Origin of the sequence: Halosubterraneus shenae, assembly GCF_050510935.1 — an archaeon.
Classification (GTDB): Archaea; Halobacteriota; Halobacteria; order Halobacteriales; family Haloferacaceae; genus JBDGPU01.
The window spans coordinates 170,501-192,509 of sequence record NZ_JBNLVO010000003.1; the positions used below are offsets into that span (position 1 = coordinate 170,501).

A 22,009-nucleotide genomic window follows, 5' to 3' on the forward strand; every position below is an offset into this window, starting at 1 on the left:
GCAGTCGTCTCAGTTGGCTTCCGGCGGTGCGGTCAGGTCGTACTCCTCCCAGAGGCCGGCCTCCTTGTAGTACTCGTAGGCGCCCTGGTGGATCGGCACGTCGGGGTGGAGCGTTCCCAGGAACGCGTCCGCGTCCGGGAAGAAGCCCATAACCTCGTCCTCCTCGACGAGGTCCTCGCCGTGTTCGTGCGTGAACTTCGCGATGTCGTAGACGACGTCGTTGCTGGCGCTGGCCTTGACGGCGTACAGGTACGTCAGCGTGAACGAGTCGATCGGGCCGCTGTAGTTCTCCGAGAAGCTCGAGACCGTCTCCTCGTCGAGCTGGACGTACGTCGAGTACGAGAGGTCGTCCGAGAGCGCCTGCTTCGTCGAGTCCGAGAACTGGAGCGGCTTCCAGTTCACCGTCGCGTCGATCTCCTGGAACCAGCCCTGCGCGATGTCCTGGTTTACCGTCCAGGTGAACGCCGCGTCGACCTGGCCGGACCGGAGCGCGCTCGGGATGTCGGCGAACGCCATGTACCGGTTGTCGATGTTGTCGAGACCGATCTCCTGATCGACCAGCCATTCGACCGGCGGGCGCGTACCGGAGCCGGCGGAGGAGATGGCGACTGACTTGCCTTCGAGGTCGTCCCAGCCGCTCACCTTGTCCGCGTTGTAGAGGCCGAAGTTGTAGAAGCCCATGTACCCACGGACCTGCCGGATGGAGTCGAAGTTCTCGAGCGGCTGGTCGGCGTACGCACCCTCGTCGGGCGAGTCCTCAAGCAGCTGGGTCGTCGTCCCGCTCATCTCGTACTGACCGGCGTCGAACCGGCGGTAGGACGCACTGGTTCCTTCCGTAATCACGGCCTCGACGTCGACCGAGTCGAGGAGGTCGTTCTGGTTAGCGTAGCTGGTCCAGGTCGAGCCGATACGGAACGAGGACGAGCCCTGCGACGAGGTCCCGAGCGTCCACTGCTCGGCGTTCTGCGATTCCGTTCCCGTCCCGCCACCGTCGCCGCCTCCACCGTCGCCACCGCCGCCACCGGCGGTCTGGTCGAGACACCCGGCAACGCCGAGGATACCTGCTGTCGCTGCGCCCTTGATAAATGTCCGCCTGTTGCTGTCGTGCTTGTCTGACATAGTCTGAGTCGTGCCAGCGTTTCTCACTCGCTGACCGTCTATTGCGCACATTGTGAGAAGGTTAGTTAAATCTTTACCCACCTGGTCGTTCGTGTTGTTTATCTACGATCATCCGGCGTCGAAGGATGAGGTCTGACAGCGGGCTGTCGCTTCCAGCACTGTCACGACCGGAACGCTTTATATTGGTTCCCCGAACGTGACTGTATGCGTGCGGTTCAATATCACGAACACGGCGACGAGAGCGTACTGACCCTCGAGGACGTCGAGCAGCCGACGCCGGCGCCGGACCAGGCGCTCGTCCGGATCGAGGCGGCGAGCGTCAACCCCATCGACACCTACATTCGCGGAGGCAACGTCTCCCCGCCGAGCGGACTCCCACACGTCGGCGGGTCCGACCTCGCGGGCGTCGTCGAAGCGGTCGGCGACGAGGTGACCAGGTTCGAACCCGGCGACCGCGTGTTCGCGACCGGGCTCGGCCTCTTCTCGCCGGGCACGTACGCCGAGTACACGGTCGCCCCCGAGTCTCAGCTCGCGTCGCTCCCGGAAGGCGTCGAGTTCCGCGACGCCGCCGCCGGGGCGATGGCGTTCGCGACGGCCTGGCGGGCGCTCGTCACCCGCGGCGACCTTGAGCTCGGCGACGTCGCCCTCGTCCACGGCGCGTCCGGCGGCGTCGGGCACGCTGCTGTGCAGGTCGCGAAGGCCGCCGGCGCGTTCGTCGTCGGAACCGCCCGCGAGGGCGAGGCGGCCGACCTCGCGCGCGAGTACGGTGCTGAGGCCGTCGTCGACTACCGATCCGACGACCTCGCGGACGACCTCGAAGCCGCCACGAACGGCCGCGGGGTCGACGTCGTCTTCGAGCCCCACGCGGACCTTCACCTCGCGGCGAACCTCGACGTCCTCGCGCGCGGCGGCCGCATCGTCGTCATCGGCGAGGAGAACCCGATCGAGATCGACGCCGGCGTCTCGATGACGGCCAAGCAGGCGGACGCCGACCTCCGCTTTATGTCCCTGATGGCCTCGCCGGACGACCAGGTCCCGATCCTCGAACGCGTCGGCGAACGACTGGCCGACGGCCGCTTCACCGTCGAGATCGACGAGGTGTTCGGCCTCGACGAGCTGCCGGCGGCTCACCGGGAGCTGATGTCCTCCGGGACGCTCGGGAAGATCGTCATCGACCCGAGTAAGTAGGGCGCGATTTCGTGTTTCGGTTGTCATCGGACGATGGTCAACGACAGTGTGTTGAGGGTTTTGAATAATTTTTAAATAGGTCGGCCCAGGCGTCAGGTGTGGTTCCCGACAGCGACGTGAATTCCCGGTAATTCCTCGGCCGTATTTATAAGCATAGTCGCCAGGTGATACGGTCTCGCTCTTGACAGCACCGCAAACGCCCGGAAAGCCCTCGGCCGCTCGCGGTCGCTCCGCGACATATCCGCGGCTCTCAGCACCGCCCGCCGCGGATAGGGGCCGGCGGAGCGACTCCCCTTCGGCGCGACCGGCCATCGCCCTTTCAGTCCGCCAGGACAGCACCGCAACAGCAACCGCGACAGCCTCGCACGGCAACCGCAATTCCTCAGTCCTCCCCAGCCTCGGCCGGGGCGCGCCGGTCCAGCACCGCGCGGCGCGCCCCGGCCTCCCTCGCACGCGTTACTCGCGCGCGCCGACCACGGCCGCGCCGCGACCGCCCGCCAGCGGCCGCAAGCGACACCCGTCAACCACTCGGTGGGTGGGACTGAAAGGGGCAGCCGCTGCGCGGGACGCCCTGCGACGCAAGCACAGCAGCCAGCGAACGAGCAACTCGAGTGAGCTGGCGAGGCGGACAGCGAGCAGCGCGACCGCTCAGCGGCTGGGGCTTTCTGGGCAGGCTGAGTGGTGTCGCAGGCGGCGACAGCCGGATTTGTTTATAAGCGCCACCGCACCACGCTGGGGGATGTCCAGTGACCTCGCCAGCCAAAGGATCGCTCGACCGGAGAAGACGAACAGTTCGCGCCGTGGTTACCGTGTTCTCTTAATCAGCGTCAGCGGAGACGCCCTCGGTCGACGGGATGACGCCTTCCTCCTGCATGCGAGCGATGCGGTCCTCGTCGTAGTTCAGCGCGCGGAGGATGTCGACGGTGTCCTCGCCGAGCAGGGGCGGAGCGTCCTCGAAGCCGGAGGACGCCTCGTCGTAGTTGAGCGGGTGCTCGAGGACGGGGATCTCGCCGGCTGCGGGGTGCTCGACGTGCTGGACGACGCCGCGGGCCTCGACCTGCTCGTTGTTGAGCGCCTCGTCGACGTCGAACACGGGGCCGACGGGGAGGCCCTTCTCCTCGGCCAGCTCCTCGACCCACTCGTCGGTCGTCCGCTGCTGCAGAACCTCGGAGAGCTCGGCCTCGAGCTCGTCCATGTGGTTCACGCGGTCGGCGTTGCTCTCGAAGCGCTCGTCGTCCTTGAGGTCCGAGCGGCCGATGGCGTCGCAGAACCCCTCCCAGAGCTTCTGGTTGCCGCAGGCGACGTTGAGGTGGCCGTCCTTCGTCGGGTACGTCTGGTACGGCGCGAGCACGGGGTCCTTCGTTCCCATCCGCTCGGGCTCCTCGCCGACAAACGACTTGCCCGCCTGCTTCGTGAGCCACGGGATGGCGGAGTCGAGCATGCCGAGCTCCACGCGCTCGCCCTCGCCCGTGCGCTCGCGGTGGTACAGGGCGTTGACGATGCCGAAGGCGGCCCACATCGCGGTGATGAGGTCCGTCTGGGGGAGCCCGACCTTCGCCGGCGGCTTGTCCGGGTGCCCCGTCACGCTCATGATCCCGCTCATCCCCTGCACGAGGAGGTCGTACCCGGGGCGGTCGCTCCAGGGACCAGTCTCGCCGAACGCGGAGATCGAGCAGTAGACGACGTCGTCGTTGTACTCCTGCACGCTCTCGTAATCGACGTCGAGGCGCTCGGCAGTGCCGGGCCGGAAGTTCTCGACGACGACGTCGGCCTCGCTGATGAGGTCGTAGAGCGCCTCGAGCCCCTCCTCCGCCTTGAGGTTCAGTTCGATGCTCCGCTTCCCGTAGTTGACCGTCCAGAAGTACGGGGACTCGCCCTGCTCCGCCGCGGAGCGGCCGGGGCCCTCGTAATCCTCGACGTCGACGAACGGCGGCCCCGAGTACCGGCTGTCGTCGCCGACGCCGGGTCGCTCCACCTTGATGACCTCCGCGCCCTGGTTGGCGAGCATCGTCGTCGCGAACCCACCTGTGACGAACGTCGTGAGGTCGACGACGGTGATCTCTTCTAACAGTCGCTGGTCGTCCCGCTCATTGCGAATCATACGCATCCGTTCGTAGTATTGGAAATAAATCTACTGGTGACCGCGATACGTTGCCGGTCGCCGCGCCAGGTCGAGAGTCCGTCCCCGGTCAGGCGAGCCGCCGGAGCAGGAGCGCGCAGCCGACGCCGGCCGCGGCGATCGCCGCGAGCGCGACGAACAGCGTCGAGCTCGTCGCGTAGGTGAGTACGGCGCCCGCCATCGACGCCCCGAGCGCCCCGATGCCGAACATCGCGAGGTACGTGTAGCCGTAGGAGAGCCCGTGGACGTCGTCGGCCGCCTGCTCCGCGATGACGACCTGATAAATGGGTGCCGTGCCGTAGACGAAGAAGCCGAGCGCGAGGCTGACGGCGACGAGCGGGACGACCCCGACCGACGAGGCGACCGGAAACAGCAGTGCGAGCGCAACGAGCACGCCGAGCGACCCGGTGAAGGCGGTCGTGCTCGGGAGCCGATCCGTCAACCGCCCACCGGCGTACTGCCCGCCGATGCCCACCGCGAGGAGCGCCGAGTAAACGTGCTGGGACGGGTTGACCTCGCGGCCCAGGACGTCGATCGGTGCGAGCGCCGTCGACCCCGCGAGCACGTCCGGGAGGAACGTCAACAGCCCCCGGTAGTACGTCCCGTATAGCAGGACGGCGACGAACGCCACGGAGAACCCGAGCCCGAACAGCGAGCGAGTGTCGGCAGCAGTCCGGCGCAGGTCGTCGCGGAGCGTTCCCGCGGATCCCTCCGAGGAGGTGTCGGAGTTCTCGTCGACCCCTTCACCGACCTCCTCGCCGATCGCCTCTCCTACCTCCTCGCCGACCTCCTTACCGACCTCTTCACCGACGCCCGCCGCGGCCACCGATTCGAACTGGATCCGGGACCCGACGAACGCGGCGACGAACGCGGGCAGCGCCAGGAGGGCGACCGCAACTCGCCACTCGACAGCGAGCAGGAGCAGCGCGGTCACGAGCGGGCCCGCGGCGGTGCCGACGTTGCCGCCGGCACCGTGGTAGGCGAAGACCGTCCCCCGTTCCTCCGCCGACCGGCTGATCAGCGAGAGCCCGCAAGGGTGATAGAGGCTCGCGAAGGCGCCCCAGACGACGACGGCCACGCCGAGCGTAACGACGCCCCGAGCGAGGCTGACGAGCAGGAACGAGGCGCCCATCCCGACGACCGACAGGAGGATCAGCCGGCGCGACTCGAGCCTGTCCGCCAGGATGCCGCTGGGGAGCGCGCCGATGCCGACGAGTCCGTAACCCGCGCCGACGACGAGGCCGATGACCGCCGCCGACACGCCGAACTCCGCCATCCAGAGGCCGACGAACAGCGGGATGGACAGCTCGTAGGTGTGAAAGAGCGCGTGGGCCAGGGCCGTGAACCGCACCAGCCCGCGGTCGTTGGCTTCCATCGAGTCGAGATACGACGTCGCCCCGTGAAAAAGACACCGAGTACCGGATTAGAAGGCCGATTCCCGAATCGAGCGTTTCCGACGCCGCGCTATCGCCGGCGGTCAGCCCTGGACGGAGTGGGCGATGTGGAGCTCGAGCTCGTTGGTCGCGCCGAGGATCCGCTCCGGCAGCGTGTCGGTGAAGCGCTCGCCCTTGACCCGGTTCGCGGGACCGGCGACGCTCAGCGCGCCGACGACCTCGTCGTTCGCGTCGGTCACGGCCGCGCCGACCGCGTGAACCCCCTCCGTCGTCTCCTGGCGGTTGAACGCGTAGCCACGGTCCCGAATGCGGGCTAGCTCCTCGTCCAGCTCCGCCCGTGAGCTGACCGCGTTCGGGCCGGACGTGGTGAGCCCGCGTTCCTCGAGGATCTCGTCGACGCGATCGCCGTCGAGGTCCGCGAGGATCGCCTTGCCGGCCGCGCTGGTGTAGAGTTCGCCCCGCTTCCCGGTTGTCGCCCCGGTCTGGACCGCGCTCTCGCCGACGTTCGTGTACAGGTAGACGCGCTGGCCGTGCTCCTCGACGATAAACTGCGCTCGTTCCCCGGTTTCGGTCGCGAGCGTGTCCACCTTCTCCTTGATCATCGGGTACGCGGTGGTTCGTCGCCGGGCGTGCTCCCCGACCGTGAGGAAGCCGAGCGCGACGTGGTACTCCTCGCCGTCGCGCACGGCGTACTCGTGTTTCCGTAACGTGGCCAGATGTCGATGAACCGTGCTCTCCGCAAACCCGAGATATTCGGATATCTCCTCGATCGTTCCGCCGTCGAGGTCGCGGAGGGCGTCGACGACCTCGAACGTCGTCTCCGACGTTTTCGCTACCGATTTGATGTCCTTGCTCATACCGATTCTCTCAGCCGAAAGGACTTCAATCCCGCGTTCTCGGATATTCCCGCGATCCTCGGCGAGTATCGCGAATTGCCGTGTGGTCGAATTCGAATTATCCTCCCTCTGTCCGAGAATGTGGGATATGAGAGCGCGGGAGGTACTTACTATGATTACAACAGTAGGAATGTAATGGTTATCTTTGCTGACCTCGATCGGGAGCACCTCCGTGATCGGGGTAGCGATTATAAAACCATCTAGAAGCTGAGAGAACTCGTGATAATACAGTTATTTTATAAGCTTCTGTTGACTGAGGTATTTGTTTCGAGTTGACACCACAATATAAAAGTTGATAAACACAATATTTCCAGCATTTACACGGTTATTCGGAGCAGAATAATAGATCTAGAAGTATATTGTTTCCCCAGATCCAGAAGCGCATATACTACTATAGAATTTGAGTATCCTATATGTATGATATGTAAGAGAGAGTTAGTCGGCACTCGATACATCTCCAAGAAACGGGGACACCTTCCACCCCGAACGACCGGAACCCGTCTACGCGATGCGTGTCGCTGGGTCTGCCACTACAGCCCTGAATCAGGACCAAAAATACGGAACGGGTCAGTAGGCGGGCGATTCCGCCTGGATGACCTGGGCGAGCTCCCGTTGCTCGTCCGCGAGGAGCGTGTTCAGGTCGTCGTGGGTGACGATCCCCGCGAGGTTGCCGTCGTCGTCGACGACCGGCATTCGACGGACGCAGGCGTCGCCGAGTTCGTTACACAGTTCCATGACGCCCGTGTCCGTCCTCACCGTCCGCAGTTCCCGCGTCATCGCGTCTTCCGCCGACCACCCGTCTGCGGTCCCCCCGTTCGCGAGGACCCGGGTCGTGAGGTCGCGGTCGGTGACGATCCCCTCCGGTCTCCCGTTCCGTTCGATGACGACGCTACCGACGTTTTCTTTCTCCATCCGCTTGGCCACGTCGCCAACCGATTCGTCCGGGCGTGCCGTTACGACGTCCTCCCGCATCAGGTCGGATACTGTCATGGTTGGGTAGAGCGCGAGGCTCCACGTAATGGCTCGCCTCCAACCTGCTTGACATTTTGGGCCAACGGTACGCCCGACGGTCGAGATGGATCCTGCCGGAGACGGCGGTAACCGGCTGGTATTCGGTGTTCCGACTCGACGTCGGCGCCCCCCTCCTGAAACGGTGACCTATAAAAAGGCCTCGACGGGTGCGGTAAAGACGATCTCCTCGCCGCCGTGGCTCGACTGGGTTCGTTGTTGGTGGAACCCGTGGGACCGGAAGAACTCCCGGGCGCTCGGCTGGTCCACCGGCGTGCACGTCCTGATGACGTCGACGTCCTCCTCCGCGAGGTGGGCCGCGAGGCGTTTGAGAAGCCGCTTTGCGACGTCCTCGCCCGCTCGCTCCGGATGCACCCAGAGAGCGAGGAGTTCGGCCGCCTTTCCGTCCTCGTCCGGATGCGCGAGCGCCAGACCCATCGGTTGCCCGTCCTCCTCGACGAGGAAACAACAGTCCGCGGACGCGGCGGCCTCGCGGACGCCGACCTCCGAGACGTCCAGTAACGGTGCGCCGATATCGTCGAAAACGGTAGCCTCGCCCGCGCGGGAGACCGCCGCCCGTAGCGCCTCGGCGTCAGCCGGGCGCGCCGGTCGGACTCGCATTGTATACGACGAGAGGAGAGACACCGGGGAATATCTTTCGCACCGCGCAACCGATCACGGCCGGACGCTGATGTCAGTGAATAACGCGGCAGATATTGGCCTGTTCGGCGAAAACGGAAGCGACGGCTCGGTAGGGGAAATCACCGGGGGGAACGGACCCGCGCCGGCGACGGGTCGTGCGAGGTGTCGTGGTTAGGCGCGCTCGACGCCGATGGAGACCGTTTCGCCCTCGATCTCCCATTCCTCGACGAGGTCGTCGGCCGCCTCGGGGCTGTCGAGCCACTCGTCGGTCCGGGTCTCGTCGGCGATCAGCTCGCGGTGCTGGTCGACGAACTCGGCGACCCGCGCGTCGTCGGCGTCGACGCCCAGGTTGATGCGGGCGTCCACGTCGAGGTCGAGGTCCTTGCGCATCTCCTGGACGCGGCGGATCACGTCGCGGGCGTAGCCCTCGGCCTCGAGCTCGGGCGTCAGTGACGTGTCGACGTAGACGGCGCCGTCCTCGAACTCGACGCCCGTGACGTGTTCGGGCGGTTCGGCGACGAACTCGACCATCTCATCGGTGAGTTCGACGGGCTCGCCGTCGACGAGCACCTCGTCGTTCTCGACTGCCTGGCGCGTCGCGCCCTGCACGGCGTCCATCACCTTCTGGGCCTCGCCGCCGAACGCTGGGCCGATTTCGGCCATCTGCGGCTCGGCGTGTTCGACGAGCTCCTCGAAGCCCTCGGTGACTTCCAGGCGACGCGCGTTGACGCGGTCGAGGATGAGGTCCTCGAGGTTGCGGACGGCGTCCGCAACGGCCGCGTCCTGCGTCTCGACGACGACGCGTGGAACGGGCCAGCGGAGCTTCCGACCGGCCTGCTGGCGCGCGTTGGCTGCGGCCTCCTCGACGTCCCGCAGGACCGCGACGTCGTGCTCGAGCGACTCGTCGTGCAGGTCGGCGTCGTATTCGGGGTACTCCAGCGCGTGGACCGTCTCCGCGGTGCCGTCGAGCGTCTGGTACATCCGCTCGGTCATGTACGGCGCGAACGGCGCGAACATGCGGAGCACCTCGTCGAGCACCGTCGACAGCGTCGCGTAGGCGCCACGTTTGGAGGCCGAGTCGGCATCCTCCCACATGCGCTCGCGGATCGCCTTCACGTAGAACCGGGAGACGTCCTGGGTGATGAACTCGATCAGCTCGTTGACGACGTCGCTGACGTAGTAGTCCTCCCAGTACTCCGCCACGTCGGCCTTGACCGACTGGAGCCGCGAGAGGATCCACTCGTCGACGACCTCCAGCTCGCCGTCCTCAAGGGAGGCGTCGGCCGGGTCGTAGTCGTCGAGGTCCATGTACGGCAGCGGGAAGCGGAACACGTTCCAGAAGATGTTCAGCTTGCCCTGGATCTCGCCGAGGCCGTCCCACTCGAACGCGAGGTCGTCGCCCTGCTGGTCGTGCGAGAGAAGGTACGTGCGAAGGGGGTCACGGCCAGCGCGGTCGATGGCCTCCTCCGGCGTGACGATGTTGCCGACGGACTTCGACATCTTGCGGCCGTCGCTGTCGTTGGCGAAGCCGTGCATGAGCACCTCGTCGTACGGGATCTGGCCGACGGCGGCGGTGCCCATCCCGAGCTGGGACCAGAACCAGCCGCGCGTCTGGTCGTGCGCCTCGATGATGAGGTCCGCGGGCCAGAGTTCGTCGTGGGCGTCCTCGTCGCCGGGGTAGCCGAGCGTGCCCCAGGTGGCGACGGAGGAGTCGAGCCAGACGTCGAAGACGTCCTCGATGCGCTCGTAGGTGGTCCCGTCCTCGACGATCGTCAGGTCGTCGACGCTCGGTCGGTGGAGGTCGATCGCCTCGGGGTCGACGTCCTCCTCGACGCGCTCGGCCAGTTCCTCGCGCGTCGAGACGACGATCATCTCCTCGTCGAGGTTGCCCTCGTCGGCGTCCTCGGGGACCCAGATCGGGATCGGGATGCCCCAGTAGCGCTGCCGGGAGACGTTCCAGTCCGGCGCGTCTTCGATGAAGTCGCGGAAGCGCTGGTCGCGAGCCCACTGCGGGTGCCACTCCGACTCCTCCATGTTCTCGAGGAGCTCGTCTTTGATGTCCGTGATCGAGATGAACCACTGATCGGTGACGATCTGGATGATCCCGGTGTCACAGCGCCAGCAGTGACCGTACGAGTGGTACACCGTGTCGTGCGCGAGCATGTGGCCCTCGGCGACCAGGTCAGCGATGATGTCCTCGTTGGCGTCGCGGACGAACCGGCCGGCGTACTCGCCGGCGCGGTTGTCGAACTCGCCGCCCGGGCCGACCGGACAGTAGATGTCGAGCCCCAGTTCCTCCCCGCGGTGGAAGTCCTCCTCACCGTGCCCGGGTGCGGAGTGGACGAGGCCAGTGCGGTCGGCCTCGACGTAATCGGCCGTGTACACCTGGCCGGCGCCCTCGAAGTCGGGGTACTCGTCGACGTGGTCCGCGAGGGGGTGGTCGTACGCCCAGCCGACGAGCTCCTCGCCGGTCAGCTCGGCCTCGACCTCGTAGTCGTCGTAGCGGCCCTCCTTCAGCACGTCCTCGACGCACTGCTCGGCGACGTAGAGGACCTCCTCCTCGCCGTCCCGCTCCGCGCGGACGGCATTGTACGTGAGCTCGTCGTCGACAGCGACGAACGTGTTCGCGGGGATGGTCCACGGCGTCGTCGTCCAGATGACGAGGCTGCCCTCGCGGTCCGCGAGGGGGAACTTCACGTAGATGGAGGGGTCCTCGACGTCCTCGTACTCGACCTCATTGTTCGCGAGGCCCGTCTCACACCGGGGGCACTGCGAGATCGACCGCTTGCCCTGCTCGACGAGGCCGCGCTCGGCGACCTGCGAGAAGGCCCACCAGGCCGACTCCATGTACTCCGGGTCGATGGTCTTGTACGGGTCGTCCCAGTCCATCCACGTCCCGATGGACTTGAAGTCCTCGTCCATCGCGACGCGGTTGGTCTCGGCGAACTCCTTGCACTCCTCGATGAACGCCTCCATCCCGTAATCCTCGATGTCCTGCTTGGACTCGAAGCCGAGCTCCTCCTCGACTTTGACCTCGATGGGGAGCCCGTGCATGTCGTAGCCCGGCCGGTCCGTGACCCGGTGGCCGGTCATGCGCTTGTACCGGATGACGGCGTCCTTCAGCGTCTTGTTCCACGCCGTGCCGAGGTGCATCTGCCCCGACGTGTACGGCGGGCCGTCGACGAAGAAGAAGGGCGGGTCGTCCGCGTGGGCCTCCTTCGTCGCCTCGTACGCGTCGTGTTCGTCCCAGTAGCCCTCGACCGTCGACTCCACGTTCTCGGGCGTATACTGGTCGTCTACCTGCTCCATACCCGAGGGTATCCCGCCGCGTATTTGAATACGGCGGAGTTGCAGTCGCCGCGTCGCCCCAGTCGCTCGGGCAATCTACAAGGGGGCCGCTGCAGAATCGTTGGCTCACCCCCCGAAAGATGCCCCGTGACACCCGACTCACGACCGTCGAGACCGTCCACGACGCCGGCTCCTGGCTGTTCACCGTCCGCGACCGATTCGACGCCGAGGAAGAAGTGCTGCTCGTCCCCTGCGAGGACGGCGTCGAGGCCTGGGTGAACCAGTGCACGCACGAGGCCCAGCGGTTCGACACCGGCCGCGGCGCGCCGATCCGCGACGGCGAGCTCATCTGTCCGAAACACGGGTCGCTGTTCGACACCTGCTCCGGCCACTGTGACAACGGAAAAGCGGCCGACACAACGCTCCCGTCCGTCGAAGTCGACGTCGACGACGGGGAAATCTACCTCGCGGACGCCGAGTACGAGTACCTCCACGAGGGCGGCATCGAAGACGACGAGGGGCCGTCCTCGACCTCGCACCTCCGCTTCTAACTCGGTCGGAGCCTTTTAAATAGGTCCGGGCTGCCCGGATCAAGCGGTCCCCGGCTCGACCCGGACGCCGATCTCCGACCCGTCGACGAGGATCCGCGAGGTCGAGGCGGTTCCGTCGCCGACATCGTCGGCGAGGTAGAGCTTCGAGCCAGTGACGTAGACGATCTCGGTCTCGCCGTCGCCGTCCCAGTCGAACGCCGCGACCGGAGCCTTGTCGGCCTGTATCTTGGAACCGCCTTCGGTCAGTATTGTCTTGGTCCCATCGGCGGTGATGAGCGAGAGGTAGCCGCTCGAATCGATGTACGCGACGCGCGGCGTTCCGTTCCCGTCGAAATCGGCCGGCGAACCGACCCCGAGTCCGTTGTTCTCCCCCACGCCGCCGTTCTGGATCTCCACGATGGTCGACCCGTCCTCCTCCACGTAGCGGAGCTGTTGACTCCCGTCGACGAACAGCAGTTCGTCCGCCCCATCCTCGTCGATGTCGAAGATGGCGGCCACGGCACGCACGCTGTTCGGCGGCGAGATCACCCGCTCCGCGCTGCTGGTGTCCGCCCGGTAGATGTGTTCCTGGTTCTTGTTGGTGAAAAACACGGAGATCGCGCTGTTGTTCCAGGTTCCGACGGCCATCCGGGACTTGTCGGTGGCAACGTTGGAGATCCCCGAGTGCTTGCTCGCGTTAAACAGGACGGTGACCCCCTTCGACCTGTCGATGGCGTAGACGTACGTGCTGTCGTTGACGTACGGGATTTCGAGCTCGCCGTCGCCGTCGAGGTCCTTCGTCTGCGGCCCGGTGACCTGGATGTCCTGGGGACCGTAGCTCGTCTTCGACCCGTTCCGAGCGGTGTGGAGTTCCCGGCTGCTCGAGCCTGCGTAGACGACGCCCCTGATCCCGTCGGTGCCACAGGCCGCATCTTCGATCGGGACCGCCGAGCTGATCGTCCCGGAAACCCCTGTCCCCTCGACGCTGACGTCGAACGTGACGTTCTCGCCGACGATCGACGTGTCACAGTCCGTGTCGAAGTCGACCTCCGTGCTCTCGCCGTTGAGCAGGCTGTAGGACGTGGAGTCGCCGACGTCGGTCCCGGACAGCGAGAGGTTGCCGTAGTCAGTCGCCGCACCGGTGACCGTCAGCGTCACGGTCACCTCCTGATCGAGGTAGTTCGTCGTGTTCGCCAGCAGCTCGGTGGTTCCGATGTGCACGTTGCTGGAGACGCTCAGTGAGAGGACCCCGTTCTCGTTGCTCACGACGTCGACGTGGTTCTGCCGCTCGACGACCGCGGTCTCGAACGCGATCGACCCGTGCAGCATGCTGAACACGACCCCGACGACGAGTACCAGGAATAACAACGTGCGCAGCCGGCTCCGACCGTTTCGACGACGCGAACGCCTCCTCACGGTCGCTCACCCTCGACCGGGCACCGACGCGTTCGCCGTCCAGTTCCCCGGGTCGGACCGTCCGCCCGCCCGAACGGCTCGCCGGCGACGGGCGTCGCCATCGACGGCTCGAACGACCGGAAGGATCGGTCCGCAGCGGAAGCGGCCACGCTCCCGGCGCCCACGGTCACGACGCCGACCGCAACTGGGAAGCGGACCATTGATCGTACTTCAATATGTGTTCCTATATAATAATTGGCCAGCTAATATGTTCTGAAAGGCTGTGGCCGCGGCCGTCCCCGACGGCGGAGTAGGTTCTCTCAGTACCTCTCTCCGGCTCTATTCACGGCCCATCGACCAGGTTACAGGCTCGAACGCAACTGGGGTTACAGACTCGAACACAACCGGTCAGACCCCACCTTGTACCGGGATTCCGGGCTCCTGTAGCCACGTACGGCGGTGATAGAGTCAGCGTTCGCTGAAACGCCCAGCAATTATATGTTAGCTAACATCAAAATTTATTATTATGGATAGAGCGATATCTCCGCTCTTCGGCGTCGTGATGATGGTGATCCTCACCATCCTCCTGGCATCGATGTTCGTGGTGGCGCTCCCGGAACTCTTCGACCTGGGGCTGGCCGAGACCAACGCCGAGGAGGTGATGAGTGGAGGCGTCGGGACCGAGTCACAGGCCGCCGGGGACGACTCCGGGAGCCAGCTGCTCGAGGCGGCGAAGCGGGAGATCGTCTTCACGGACGAGCAAGGTGCCCTCTTCTCACTCCGGACGGACAGAACGATAGTCCACTATCAACCTCCCGAAGTCGAAAGCAGCGGCGACTGGAACGTCGAGGGCGTCGGCCCGAAGAAGGTCGACTTCGACGACGACGGCAACAGGGAGATCCCATACGTCAACGGGAGTAACTATCTCAAGCTCATCGACGAGAACAACGAAACGCAGGTGCTGGTAAACGACGCCAGAAAGAACCTGGTCGCCGTCGGGAGCTGGGGGAACGGCGATACCATTCCGACGTGGACCGCGGTCTACTACGCCGGGAGTTCCGGTAACAGGCTGTTCCGGGCCCGGCTGGATTCGGACGGGAACGCTCAGTCCGAGTGTATCGCGGACATCTCCACCGGCAAGTTCGTCGCGGTCGCCGGGGTCGTCGACTACGACGGCGACGGAAGTACCGAGGTCGTCTACGTCTACAAGGTCGACCAGACGGCGAAACTCGGCTATCTCACTCCCGACGGCACCAGCGACGACGACGTGGGCAGCGAGGAATGCGACGCACCGAGCCAGAAACACCAGCCTATCCGAAAGATCGCCGATTCAAACGGATACGGCACCGGCGAACCGAGCGATTTCGACGGTGACGGGACGGTGCAGGCACCGATGCTCAACAAGTCCTCCGACCCGATATTCGAGCTGGTTACCCACGACGGTACGGCGGAAACGCTGACGGAGAACGGCACCCCGAAGAAGGCGTCCATTCGGGTCGCCGACTGGGTCGACAACGACGAAATGGCGGTCGTGTACGTCGGGGATGGGGAGACGTTGTACTACGTAACCGCCTCGGGCGAGCGAGTCCTGCTCACGGACGCCGACGGCGATCCCATCGAGGCTGATGCGGACCAGGGTGTCGCTTGAATCCCGATCGGCGCTCACAGACCCTCGTGGGAACCCCGATCGGCGCTATCGCAGCGACCGTGGCGAACCAGCGGCTGAAACACGGACGATGGTGGACGAGCGATTCCGCGAACGACCGCTGTGCCCGGTGAACGGTGAGATATTTTCGTCACACTGCACTCCGCGTCCCGGACATCGCTCGAAGCACGACTCCTGCCGTCGGCACCGTTTCCGACGGAACTCGACGGAATTCCGAAAGCAGCAGCGACGAACCGCCCAGTCACGCACTCGTCGCCGAACGTCGAAGCGGGGTCCATCGAAACTCGCTCCCGTGAAGTTATTTCCGCCGAATCGGACTTGCGCAAAGGTGTCAAACAGCCAAACTACTTAGCCTGCTAACTTATATAGATGGTCGGTCCCTCTTTTTATACGTGATGTCCCGTGGTAGATCGGTGGTCCTACTCTGTGCCGTGTCCCTCGTCGGCGTTGCAGTCGTCGGTCCGATGGTCGGCGCGGCCCAGAGCCCGCCCGAAGATCTACTTCCGGACGAGTCGATGGGCGAGGACGGTGTGCAATCGAACGTGCCCCCGCTCGAACCGAAACAGATCGTCATGTCGTTTCACGTGGGGGCAAACGGGACGGCGTCCGCGAGCGTCGCGTACTGGATACCGCTCGACGACCAGGCGAGCGTCGCCGGCTTCGAGCGGTTTCAGGAGAAGGTCCGGACGAACCGGTCGAGATACACCCGGCGGTTCGAGCGCCGGATCCGGGCCACGGTAGCGAACGCGGAGCGGACCACGGGCCGCCGGATGTCCACCGAGAACGTCACCGTGCGGGCGTACCGGGAACCGCAGAAGTACGGCATCGTCGAGTACTCCTACCGGTGGAACGGGTTCGGCGCGGCGCAGAACGACGAACTGATCGTCGGTCCAGCGCTGGGCGGCCTCCACCTGAGCGAGGAGACCCGACTGTTCATCTCCTGGCCGGCGGACTACAGGGTGAAGACGGTCGCGAACACGGTCTCCGAGCGGCGGGACCAGAGCGCCGTCTGGGAGGGACCGATGACGTTTGACCGGGGCGGACCCCGGATAGTGCTCGAACGAGATCGCGGCCTCAGGATGGATATCTTCATTGGTTCCGCGGGTCCGTTTTCGATCGTCGGACGGAGACTCGTTCCCATCGCCGCGATGGCGACGTTGCTGATCGTCATCGGGGGCGTCGCGTTGCGGAAACGGCGACCCTGGGTCGGGTCCACTCTGTGGCCTGGCCTGCTCGCCGCGGTCCCCATCGGTAGCGGAGAGGACGGGGACGTCGACGAACCCGAGACGGATCGGGACGGCCCGGACGACCTCACCGGTGATGCGGAGGAACCGGTGGCGGAAGCCGGGGGCGAGTCCGCGACCCGTGAGAGGACCGAGCCGCCGGAGCTGATGAGCGATCGCGAGGCCCTGTTGTGGGAGCTCGAAAAGCGGGGCGGGCGCGAGAAGCAGAAGACGCTCGTCGAAACCCTCGGCTGGAGCGACGCGAAGGGGAGCCGGCTGATCAGCAAGCTTCGGGAGAACGACGAGGTGGAGACGTTCCGGCTCGGAAACGAGAACGTGCTCACGCTCCCGGGGGAACAGGGACTGTTAGGCAACGGCGGCGGCGACGACAACGGGGGTGAGCGGGATGGCTGACGAGCACCGCGTGTCCTGGACGAAGGTACGGCGGAAAACCGTGCAAATCGGCACAAACGCGCTGAACAGTGTCAGCGGTTTAAGACACGTTGGGTCGAACGCGTACTCGATGAGAACGCTCGCAATAACCCTCGCCATCGCGATGGTTATCTCCGGCGTTGCCACTGCCGGCGTCGTCCCCGGAGTCGCGACGCCGGGACCGACCGATCCCGGCAACGATGGGGCCGCGAGTAACACGACGGTCCTCCCCGGAACCCAATACAGCGCCGTCGCCTCGGCCCAGCGCGCGGAGGTCGAAGCCGAGCAAAACGAACAGGCGTTCGCCGTCCGATACGCGAACGCGACGACGAACGAGTCGAAAGCGGTCGTCGTCGCCGGCGAACTGGATGCGGCCCGCGATCGCATCGACGAGCTCGTCCAAGAGCTGAACGCCCTCGAGGAAGCGCGAGAGGAGGGGGAGATCGCGGAGGCCGAGTATCAGACTCGCTCGACGGCGCTCGTCGCGAAGGCCGTCTCGCTGGATCACCATCTCGACAAGGTTCACGGCGCCGCGGCGCGGCTGCCGCCGGACGTTCGGGAACGACACGACGTCACCGAGGCCGAATTCGACACCCTTGACGAGCGGATCTCCATCCTGACGACCGAAGACATGGAGACCGTCGCCGTCGCTGCCGCCGGCGAGGACATCGGTGACGACTTCGACGACGACACCGGCGAGGCGGACGACGGTGACGCCATCGAGGACCGCGACGACGGAGAGGACGACGATGCGGACGACAGCGAGACCGACGTCGTCCCCGACAATCTCGACGCGGACGGCGACTTCGACGGCGACGGCGACGACGACGACGACGACTCCGACAGTGATTCCGACAGCGACTCCGATAGTGACTCCGACAGCGACTCCGACAGCGATTCCGACGAGGACACCGACAGCGATTCCGACAGCGACTCCGATAGTGACTCAGACAGCGATTCCGACAGCGACTCCGACAGCGATTCCGACAGTGACTCCGACAGCGATTCCGACAGCGATTCCGACAGCGACTCCGACAGCGATTCCGACAGCGACTCCGACAGCGATTCCGACAGTGACTCCGACAGCGACTCCGACAGTGAGTCGGACTAGTTCCGACACGTCGGAGCAGGTGTAGGTGGCGGGTTGCCTGCTCCGACTTCGGGTGGGCCGATCTCGTGAGTCACCTCACTGCTCTCCTCGCGGGAAGCTCTCCCCGGTCTTTTGCCCGGGAAGACCACTGTCCGAACGACCGCCTTCGACGGACCGATTGCGGAGCCCGCGAGCGACAGCGAATCCGGTCGAGTCGGCGTCCCAGTGCCCCGTTGAAACTGCCGTTCCGCGAGTACAGCCCCGGCACCGCCGCGACCCAGAGGAACCTGCTCGAGTTGCGAGCCGACCCCTGGCAGGAACCCGCAGGCACAGAGGTGATTGGGGGGCCAGGAGATATCGGACGTCCGAGTTCGACGCCCCCTCGTCCGCAGGGTGTGTCACTGACCCGGAATACGCACGCTATTCGACGTGCCTGACCAGCGGGGCACGTACGTGGCGTGAAGAGCGGGCGTCTGCTGACCACCGGCGCATTCCCCGCGGTCAGAGTGCTCCACGAGCCGGAAGCGATGCCGAGGTAGCCGTTACCGGGCGCGAGACCCCACGGCCAGCGAGCGCGGGGTCGACGGCGCCAGCGGCGGACCTCCCGACGGAGTTTATCGGTCGAAGACGCCCATCGCACGGAAGACGCGCTGGCCACGCGCCGTCGGTGAGGGACCTCCCGGGTGAATCGGCTGGTCGATCGAGTGTTGTGGTCGCGCGGTCGACCCGACTCCGCGTCTCCGGTAGCGGAGGCCCTGCTATCCACCTGCGAGCCCGGGATCGCGGTCGGTACCGTGAAAATAGGTGAAAAGAGGCGGAATCGGTTGGAAGTTTTCGGAAGTATTCGGAATTAGGTTCAAGAATTTCACCGTTTCATACCCCTCGGAGTACTGGTCCCAGGTGGAGGAAACACCCAATGACGAACCTCAAAACGATCGCAGTGCTGTTCGTGGTGCTCATGACGGTTATGGGCACCTCCGCAGCAATGCCCGGCGCCGGTGCGGATGGACAGATCGCTGACCAGAACGACCTCGACGATAGCGTCTACAACCAGGACGCGGACGATTCGGACGCGAACGAAACCGACTCGGACGGTGACGACGATCGCGACTCGGACGGAGACACCGATGCCGACGACGATAGCTCGAGTCTGTGGGACTTCGTTCCCTTCGTTGGTGACGACGATACTGACTCGGACGGCGACGACGACCTGGACTCGGACGGTGACACCGATGCCGACGACGACAGCAGCTCGGGCATATGGGACTTCATCCCGTTCGTCGGTGATGACGACTCCGCCGACGAAGGTACCGACGACGTCGATACCGACGACGATAGCTCGAGCCTGTGGGACTCCGTTCCGTTCGTTGGTGACGACGCGGACGACGCCGACGACGCGAACGATTCCGACGATGACTCCGATGCTGATGATGGGGACGACTCCGACGAAGCTGACGACGGGGACGACTCCGACGAAGCCGACGACGGCGACGACTCCGACGAGGCTGACGACGGGGACGACTCCGACGAGGCTGACGACGGGGACGACTCCGATGCTGACGACTCAGACGGTGATGATGACTCAGACGACGGAGACGACTCCGATACTGACGACTCAGATGGCGATGATGACTCAGACGACGGAGACGACTCCGATACTGACGACTCAGACGGCGACGATGACTCAGACGACGGAGACGACTCCGATACTGACGACTCAGATGGCGATGATGACTCAGACGACGGAGACGACTCCGATACTGACGACTCAGACGGCGACGATGACTCAGACGACGGAGACGACTCCGATACTGACGACTCAGATGGCGATGATGACTCAGACGACGGAGACGACTCCGATACTGACGACTCAGATGGCGATGATGACTCAGATGACGGAGACGACTCCGATACTGACGACTCAGACGGCGACGATGACGACGATGACGACGACGATGACGACGACGACTCGGATAACTGAGGGAGGAGAGCGGCCTCGAGCGTTCTGAAGCCGGATTCACCCTCCGGCTTTCGTCGAACCACTCCGTGGACCGCCGGTGGACGTTTCGAACGATTATCGTCCAATACGCCGGAAATCGAGCGTATTAGTCAGTCGACGAGTCGATTATGCGAAGTGTAAAACGGCCAATATTGTTATAAATAATTATTGTGTAGCTAACACTATTATCCAATGATAGAACTGCTTTCACTTCCGGGCGGCCGGTCGGCGTACCGTTTAAAATCGAGCGCGGAGCGGTTAGAGGGGATCTGTGCAGTGTTACTGACCCTGATGCTCGTCGTCGCAGCAATCGGCGTGCCCATGCAGTTCGTGGGCGTTGCGAGCGCGTCCGACGCGGCGACCATCGACGCGGACCCGAACACCGTCAGTTCGACGTCGACCCACACGGTGAGAGCGGAGGTCGAGGACGAAGACGAGGGGCAGTCGCTCCAGGACATCGACGTCGACTACAACAGCGCCCAGATACCCGCCAGTGTCGAAAACGTCGACGAGAGCGACGTCTCGAAGGTGGGGATCGACAATAACGGCGACGGAGCCATCGATATCGACCTCTCGGGCACCATAACGAACATCGAGTACAACAACGACTTTCACACGATCACGTTCATCTTCGACGAGAGCTACGAGCTCAACCAGTCGGACGCGGTCGTAATCGCGTATCAGGACGTGACCAATCCGGACGAACCCGGCGAGTACCAGACGCAGGTCTCGATCAATCACGACAAGACGGACCACCCGGCGAAGGCGACGCTCAACATCGTCGAGGACGACTCGACGCCGGAGACGACGATCGATTCCGCCAGCGTCGATCCGAGCACCGTCGCGCCCGGTGAAACCGTCTCGAATCAGATCGTCCAGTTCTCCGTCTCGAACGTGAGCGGCGACGGCGACTCTGACACCCACTACGTCACGTTCCCGGACGCGCTCGCGGGACGGCTCTCGCCGAACAGCGCGACGGTCGTTTCAGGACCGGCGAGCATCGTGTCCAGTATCGAGCTCGTCGACGGTCCGGACGGCGACGGCGAGATGGACACGCTCACGTTCGCGACGAACGACGACTCGGGGAGTGTCTCCGACCTCGTGCTCGAGGTCGATACGACCGTGGAGTACCCCGACGCAAGTTCGGGGACGCAGTACGGGATCGACATTCGGGTCGACGACAGTGATAGCACCGACGCGTTCAGCGACGACGCGGCAGTCGTCACCGTCGAGGACAATACCCCGCCGGAGATCAGTTCGTTCTCACTGACGAACCCGTCGGATACGACGCTGCAGGTCTCGTTCGACTCCAACGAGTCGCTGTCGGACATCCAGGTCGAGATCTCCGGGGAAACCAATCACGCATTGAACGAGGAGGACTTCTCTTCCACGTACGATTCCGGGACCTACACGTACACGGCGACGTACGATCCCGGTGCCACCGGCAGTTACACGGCCACGCTGGAGGTCGCCGCCGACGACGCGGGCAACGACGGGGCCGACGGAGACGACGAGGAGACCGACTCGGTGACGATCGAGGACGACAGCACAACGACGACGGACAGCACAGACGACGGGTCGACGAGTTCCGACGACAGCACGTCGACGACCAGCACTGACACGGCGAGTTCCAGTGACGACACGTCGACGTCGAGTACCGACGACGGATCGACGAGCACCGACGACGGTTCGACGAGTTCCGGCGACGGCACGGCGACGCCGAGCGACGGTACGTCGACGCCCGACGGCGACACGTCGACGGAGACGGCGACCACGACGGCTCCCACGACCACCGACCCCGGTGTGAACCAGTTGGTGATCGGTTTCGGAACGGCGGAAGCTCCAGCCCCGAGCAGCGTCGACGACGGCGCTGGCTCCTCGGGACCGCTACCTGTCCTGCTGGCGATCCTCCTCCTGCTGCTGCTGAGCGCGGTAGCCGTCCGAAAACGGGAGGGGTGAAGTCTCAGCTGGAGCGCTCCGTTCAGGGAGACTCCCCTTCGACGGCCACCTTTTCAGATCG

Annotated in this window: 16 protein-coding genes; 7 read left to right on the forward strand and 9 right to left on the reverse strand. The window is 64.9% G+C overall.

The genetic code is table 11. The features are described from left to right. Positions 1-9 precede the first annotated feature (9 nt). Positions 10-1,119: a TAXI family TRAP transporter solute-binding subunit gene (locus ACQE3M_RS07295; RefSeq protein ID WP_430504936.1), complete on the reverse strand. Its 1,110-nt coding sequence runs from the start codon at positions 1,117-1,119 to the stop codon at positions 10-12. 204 nt (positions 1,120-1,323) lie between these two features. Between ACQE3M_RS07295 and ACQE3M_RS07300 the strand changes: the two genes are divergently transcribed. Further along, positions 1,324-2,307: an NADPH:quinone reductase gene (locus tag ACQE3M_RS07300; RefSeq protein ID WP_430504937.1), complete on the forward strand. Its 984-nt coding sequence runs from the start codon at positions 1,324-1,326 to the stop codon at positions 2,305-2,307. A gap of 817 nt (positions 2,308-3,124) precedes the next feature. On the opposite strand, the gene ACQE3M_RS07305 is transcribed toward ACQE3M_RS07300, so the two are convergent. From ACQE3M_RS07305 to ileS, 6 genes are all read right to left on the reverse strand, one after another. Beyond that, the gene (locus ACQE3M_RS07305; protein ID WP_430504938.1) at positions 3,125-4,408 is read right to left on the reverse strand and encodes a CaiB/BaiF CoA transferase family protein; all 1,284 of its coding nucleotides are present in this window, start codon (positions 4,406-4,408) and stop codon (positions 3,125-3,127) included. Positions 4,409-4,496: 88 nt separating this feature from the next. Beyond that, a complete protein-coding gene (locus ACQE3M_RS07310) occupies positions 4,497-5,801 on the reverse strand; it encodes an MFS transporter (RefSeq protein ID WP_430504939.1) in 1,305 nt (434 codons plus the stop codon). A gap of 102 nt (positions 5,802-5,903) precedes the next feature. After that, entirely contained in the window at positions 5,904-6,677 is a 774-nt protein-coding gene (locus ACQE3M_RS07315; protein WP_430504940.1) for an IclR family transcriptional regulator, read from the reverse strand. Positions 6,678-7,283: 606 nt separating this feature from the next. Then, positions 7,284-7,706: a CBS domain-containing protein gene (locus tag ACQE3M_RS07320; RefSeq protein ID WP_430504941.1), complete on the reverse strand. Its 423-nt coding sequence runs from the start codon at positions 7,704-7,706 to the stop codon at positions 7,284-7,286. Between the two features lie 168 nt (positions 7,707-7,874). After that, a complete protein-coding gene (locus ACQE3M_RS07325) occupies positions 7,875-8,345 on the reverse strand; it encodes a GNAT family N-acetyltransferase (protein ID WP_430504942.1) in 471 nt (156 codons plus the stop codon). A 192-nt stretch (positions 8,346-8,537) separates the two neighbouring features. Continuing rightward, positions 8,538-11,675, reverse strand: a complete 3,138-nt coding sequence (gene ileS, locus ACQE3M_RS07330; RefSeq protein ID WP_430504943.1) for an isoleucine--tRNA ligase — start codon at positions 11,673-11,675, stop codon at positions 8,538-8,540. 119 nt (positions 11,676-11,794) lie between these two features. Here ileS and ACQE3M_RS07335 point away from each other — a divergent pair, with 119 nt between their 5' ends. After that, positions 11,795-12,205, forward strand: coding sequence for a Rieske (2Fe-2S) protein (locus ACQE3M_RS07335; RefSeq protein WP_430504944.1), 411 nt, complete (start codon positions 11,795-11,797; stop codon positions 12,203-12,205). Between the two features lie 39 nt (positions 12,206-12,244). Here ACQE3M_RS07335 and ACQE3M_RS07340 read toward each other — a convergent pair whose 3' ends face one another. Together ACQE3M_RS07340 and ACQE3M_RS07345 are read right to left on the reverse strand one after the other, a co-directional pair. Further along, complete coding sequence (locus ACQE3M_RS07340; protein ID WP_430504945.1) at positions 12,245-13,522, reverse strand: hypothetical protein; 1,278 nt, start codon at positions 13,520-13,522, stop codon at positions 12,245-12,247. A 74-nt stretch (positions 13,523-13,596) separates the two neighbouring features. Further along, on the reverse strand, positions 13,597-13,800 hold the full coding sequence (locus tag ACQE3M_RS07345; protein ID WP_430504946.1) for a hypothetical protein: 204 nt from the start codon (positions 13,798-13,800) through the stop codon (positions 13,597-13,599). 305 nt (positions 13,801-14,105) lie between these two features. On the opposite strand from ACQE3M_RS07345, the gene ACQE3M_RS07350 reads away from it, so the two are divergent. The 5 genes from ACQE3M_RS07350 to ACQE3M_RS07370 all read left to right on the forward strand — a co-directional run bounded on the left by ACQE3M_RS07350 (position 14,106) and on the right by ACQE3M_RS07370 (position 21,948). After that, positions 14,106-15,227, forward strand: a complete 1,122-nt coding sequence (locus ACQE3M_RS07350; protein WP_430504947.1) for a hypothetical protein — start codon at positions 14,106-14,108, stop codon at positions 15,225-15,227. A gap of 431 nt (positions 15,228-15,658) precedes the next feature. Continuing rightward, a complete protein-coding gene (locus ACQE3M_RS07355; RefSeq protein WP_430504948.1) occupies positions 15,659-16,882 on the forward strand; it encodes a helix-turn-helix transcriptional regulator in 1,224 nt (407 codons plus the stop codon). Positions 16,883-16,991: 109 nt separating this feature from the next. Further along, positions 16,992-18,011, forward strand: a complete 1,020-nt coding sequence (locus tag ACQE3M_RS07360; RefSeq protein ID WP_430504949.1) for a hypothetical protein — start codon at positions 16,992-16,994, stop codon at positions 18,009-18,011. Positions 18,012-18,906: 895 nt separating this feature from the next. Beyond that, on the forward strand, positions 18,907-19,971 hold the full coding sequence (locus ACQE3M_RS07365) for a hypothetical protein (RefSeq protein WP_430504950.1): 1,065 nt from the start codon (positions 18,907-18,909) through the stop codon (positions 19,969-19,971). Positions 19,972-20,181: 210 nt separating this feature from the next. Then, complete coding sequence (locus tag ACQE3M_RS07370; protein ID WP_430504951.1) at positions 20,182-21,948, forward strand: COG1361 family protein; 1,767 nt, start codon at positions 20,182-20,184, stop codon at positions 21,946-21,948. The last annotated feature ends 61 nt before the right edge of the window (positions 21,949-22,009 follow it).

Bases quoted from the DNA above. Each gene is read 5' to 3' on its own strand.
- ACQE3M_RS07310 (WP_430504939.1), bottom strand. From the start codon at position 5,801: ATGGAAGCCAACGACCGCGGGCTGGTGCGGTTCACGGCCCTGGCCCAC.
- ileS (WP_430504943.1), bottom strand. From the start codon at position 11,675: ATGGAGCAGGTAGACGACCAGTATACGCCCGAGAACGTGGAGTCGACG.
- ACQE3M_RS07370 (WP_430504951.1), top strand. From the start codon at position 20,182: ATGATAGAACTGCTTTCACTTCCGGGCGGCCGGTCGGCGTACCGTTTA.
- ACQE3M_RS07360 (WP_430504949.1), top strand. From the start codon at position 16,992: ATGAGAACGCTCGCAATAACCCTCGCCATCGCGATGGTTATCTCCGGC.
- ACQE3M_RS07345 (WP_430504946.1), bottom strand. From the start codon at position 13,800: ATGGTCCGCTTCCCAGTTGCGGTCGGCGTCGTGACCGTGGGCGCCGGG.
- ACQE3M_RS07365 (WP_430504950.1), top strand. From the start codon at position 18,907: ATGACGAACCTCAAAACGATCGCAGTGCTGTTCGTGGTGCTCATGACG.
- ACQE3M_RS07325 (WP_430504942.1), bottom strand. From the start codon at position 8,345: ATGCGAGTCCGACCGGCGCGCCCGGCTGACGCCGAGGCGCTACGGGCG.
- ACQE3M_RS07295 (WP_430504936.1), bottom strand. From the start codon at position 1,119: ATGTCAGACAAGCACGACAGCAACAGGCGGACATTTATCAAGGGCGCA.
- ACQE3M_RS07305 (WP_430504938.1), bottom strand. From the start codon at position 4,408: ATGATTCGCAATGAGCGGGACGACCAGCGACTGTTAGAAGAGATCACC.
- ACQE3M_RS07350 (WP_430504947.1), top strand. From the start codon at position 14,106: ATGGATAGAGCGATATCTCCGCTCTTCGGCGTCGTGATGATGGTGATC.
- ACQE3M_RS07315 (WP_430504940.1), bottom strand. From the start codon at position 6,677: ATGAGCAAGGACATCAAATCGGTAGCGAAAACGTCGGAGACGACGTTC.
- ACQE3M_RS07335 (WP_430504944.1), top strand. From the start codon at position 11,795: ATGCCCCGTGACACCCGACTCACGACCGTCGAGACCGTCCACGACGCC.
- ACQE3M_RS07320 (WP_430504941.1), bottom strand. From the start codon at position 7,706: ATGACAGTATCCGACCTGATGCGGGAGGACGTCGTAACGGCACGCCCG.
- ACQE3M_RS07300 (WP_430504937.1), top strand. From the start codon at position 1,324: ATGCGTGCGGTTCAATATCACGAACACGGCGACGAGAGCGTACTGACC.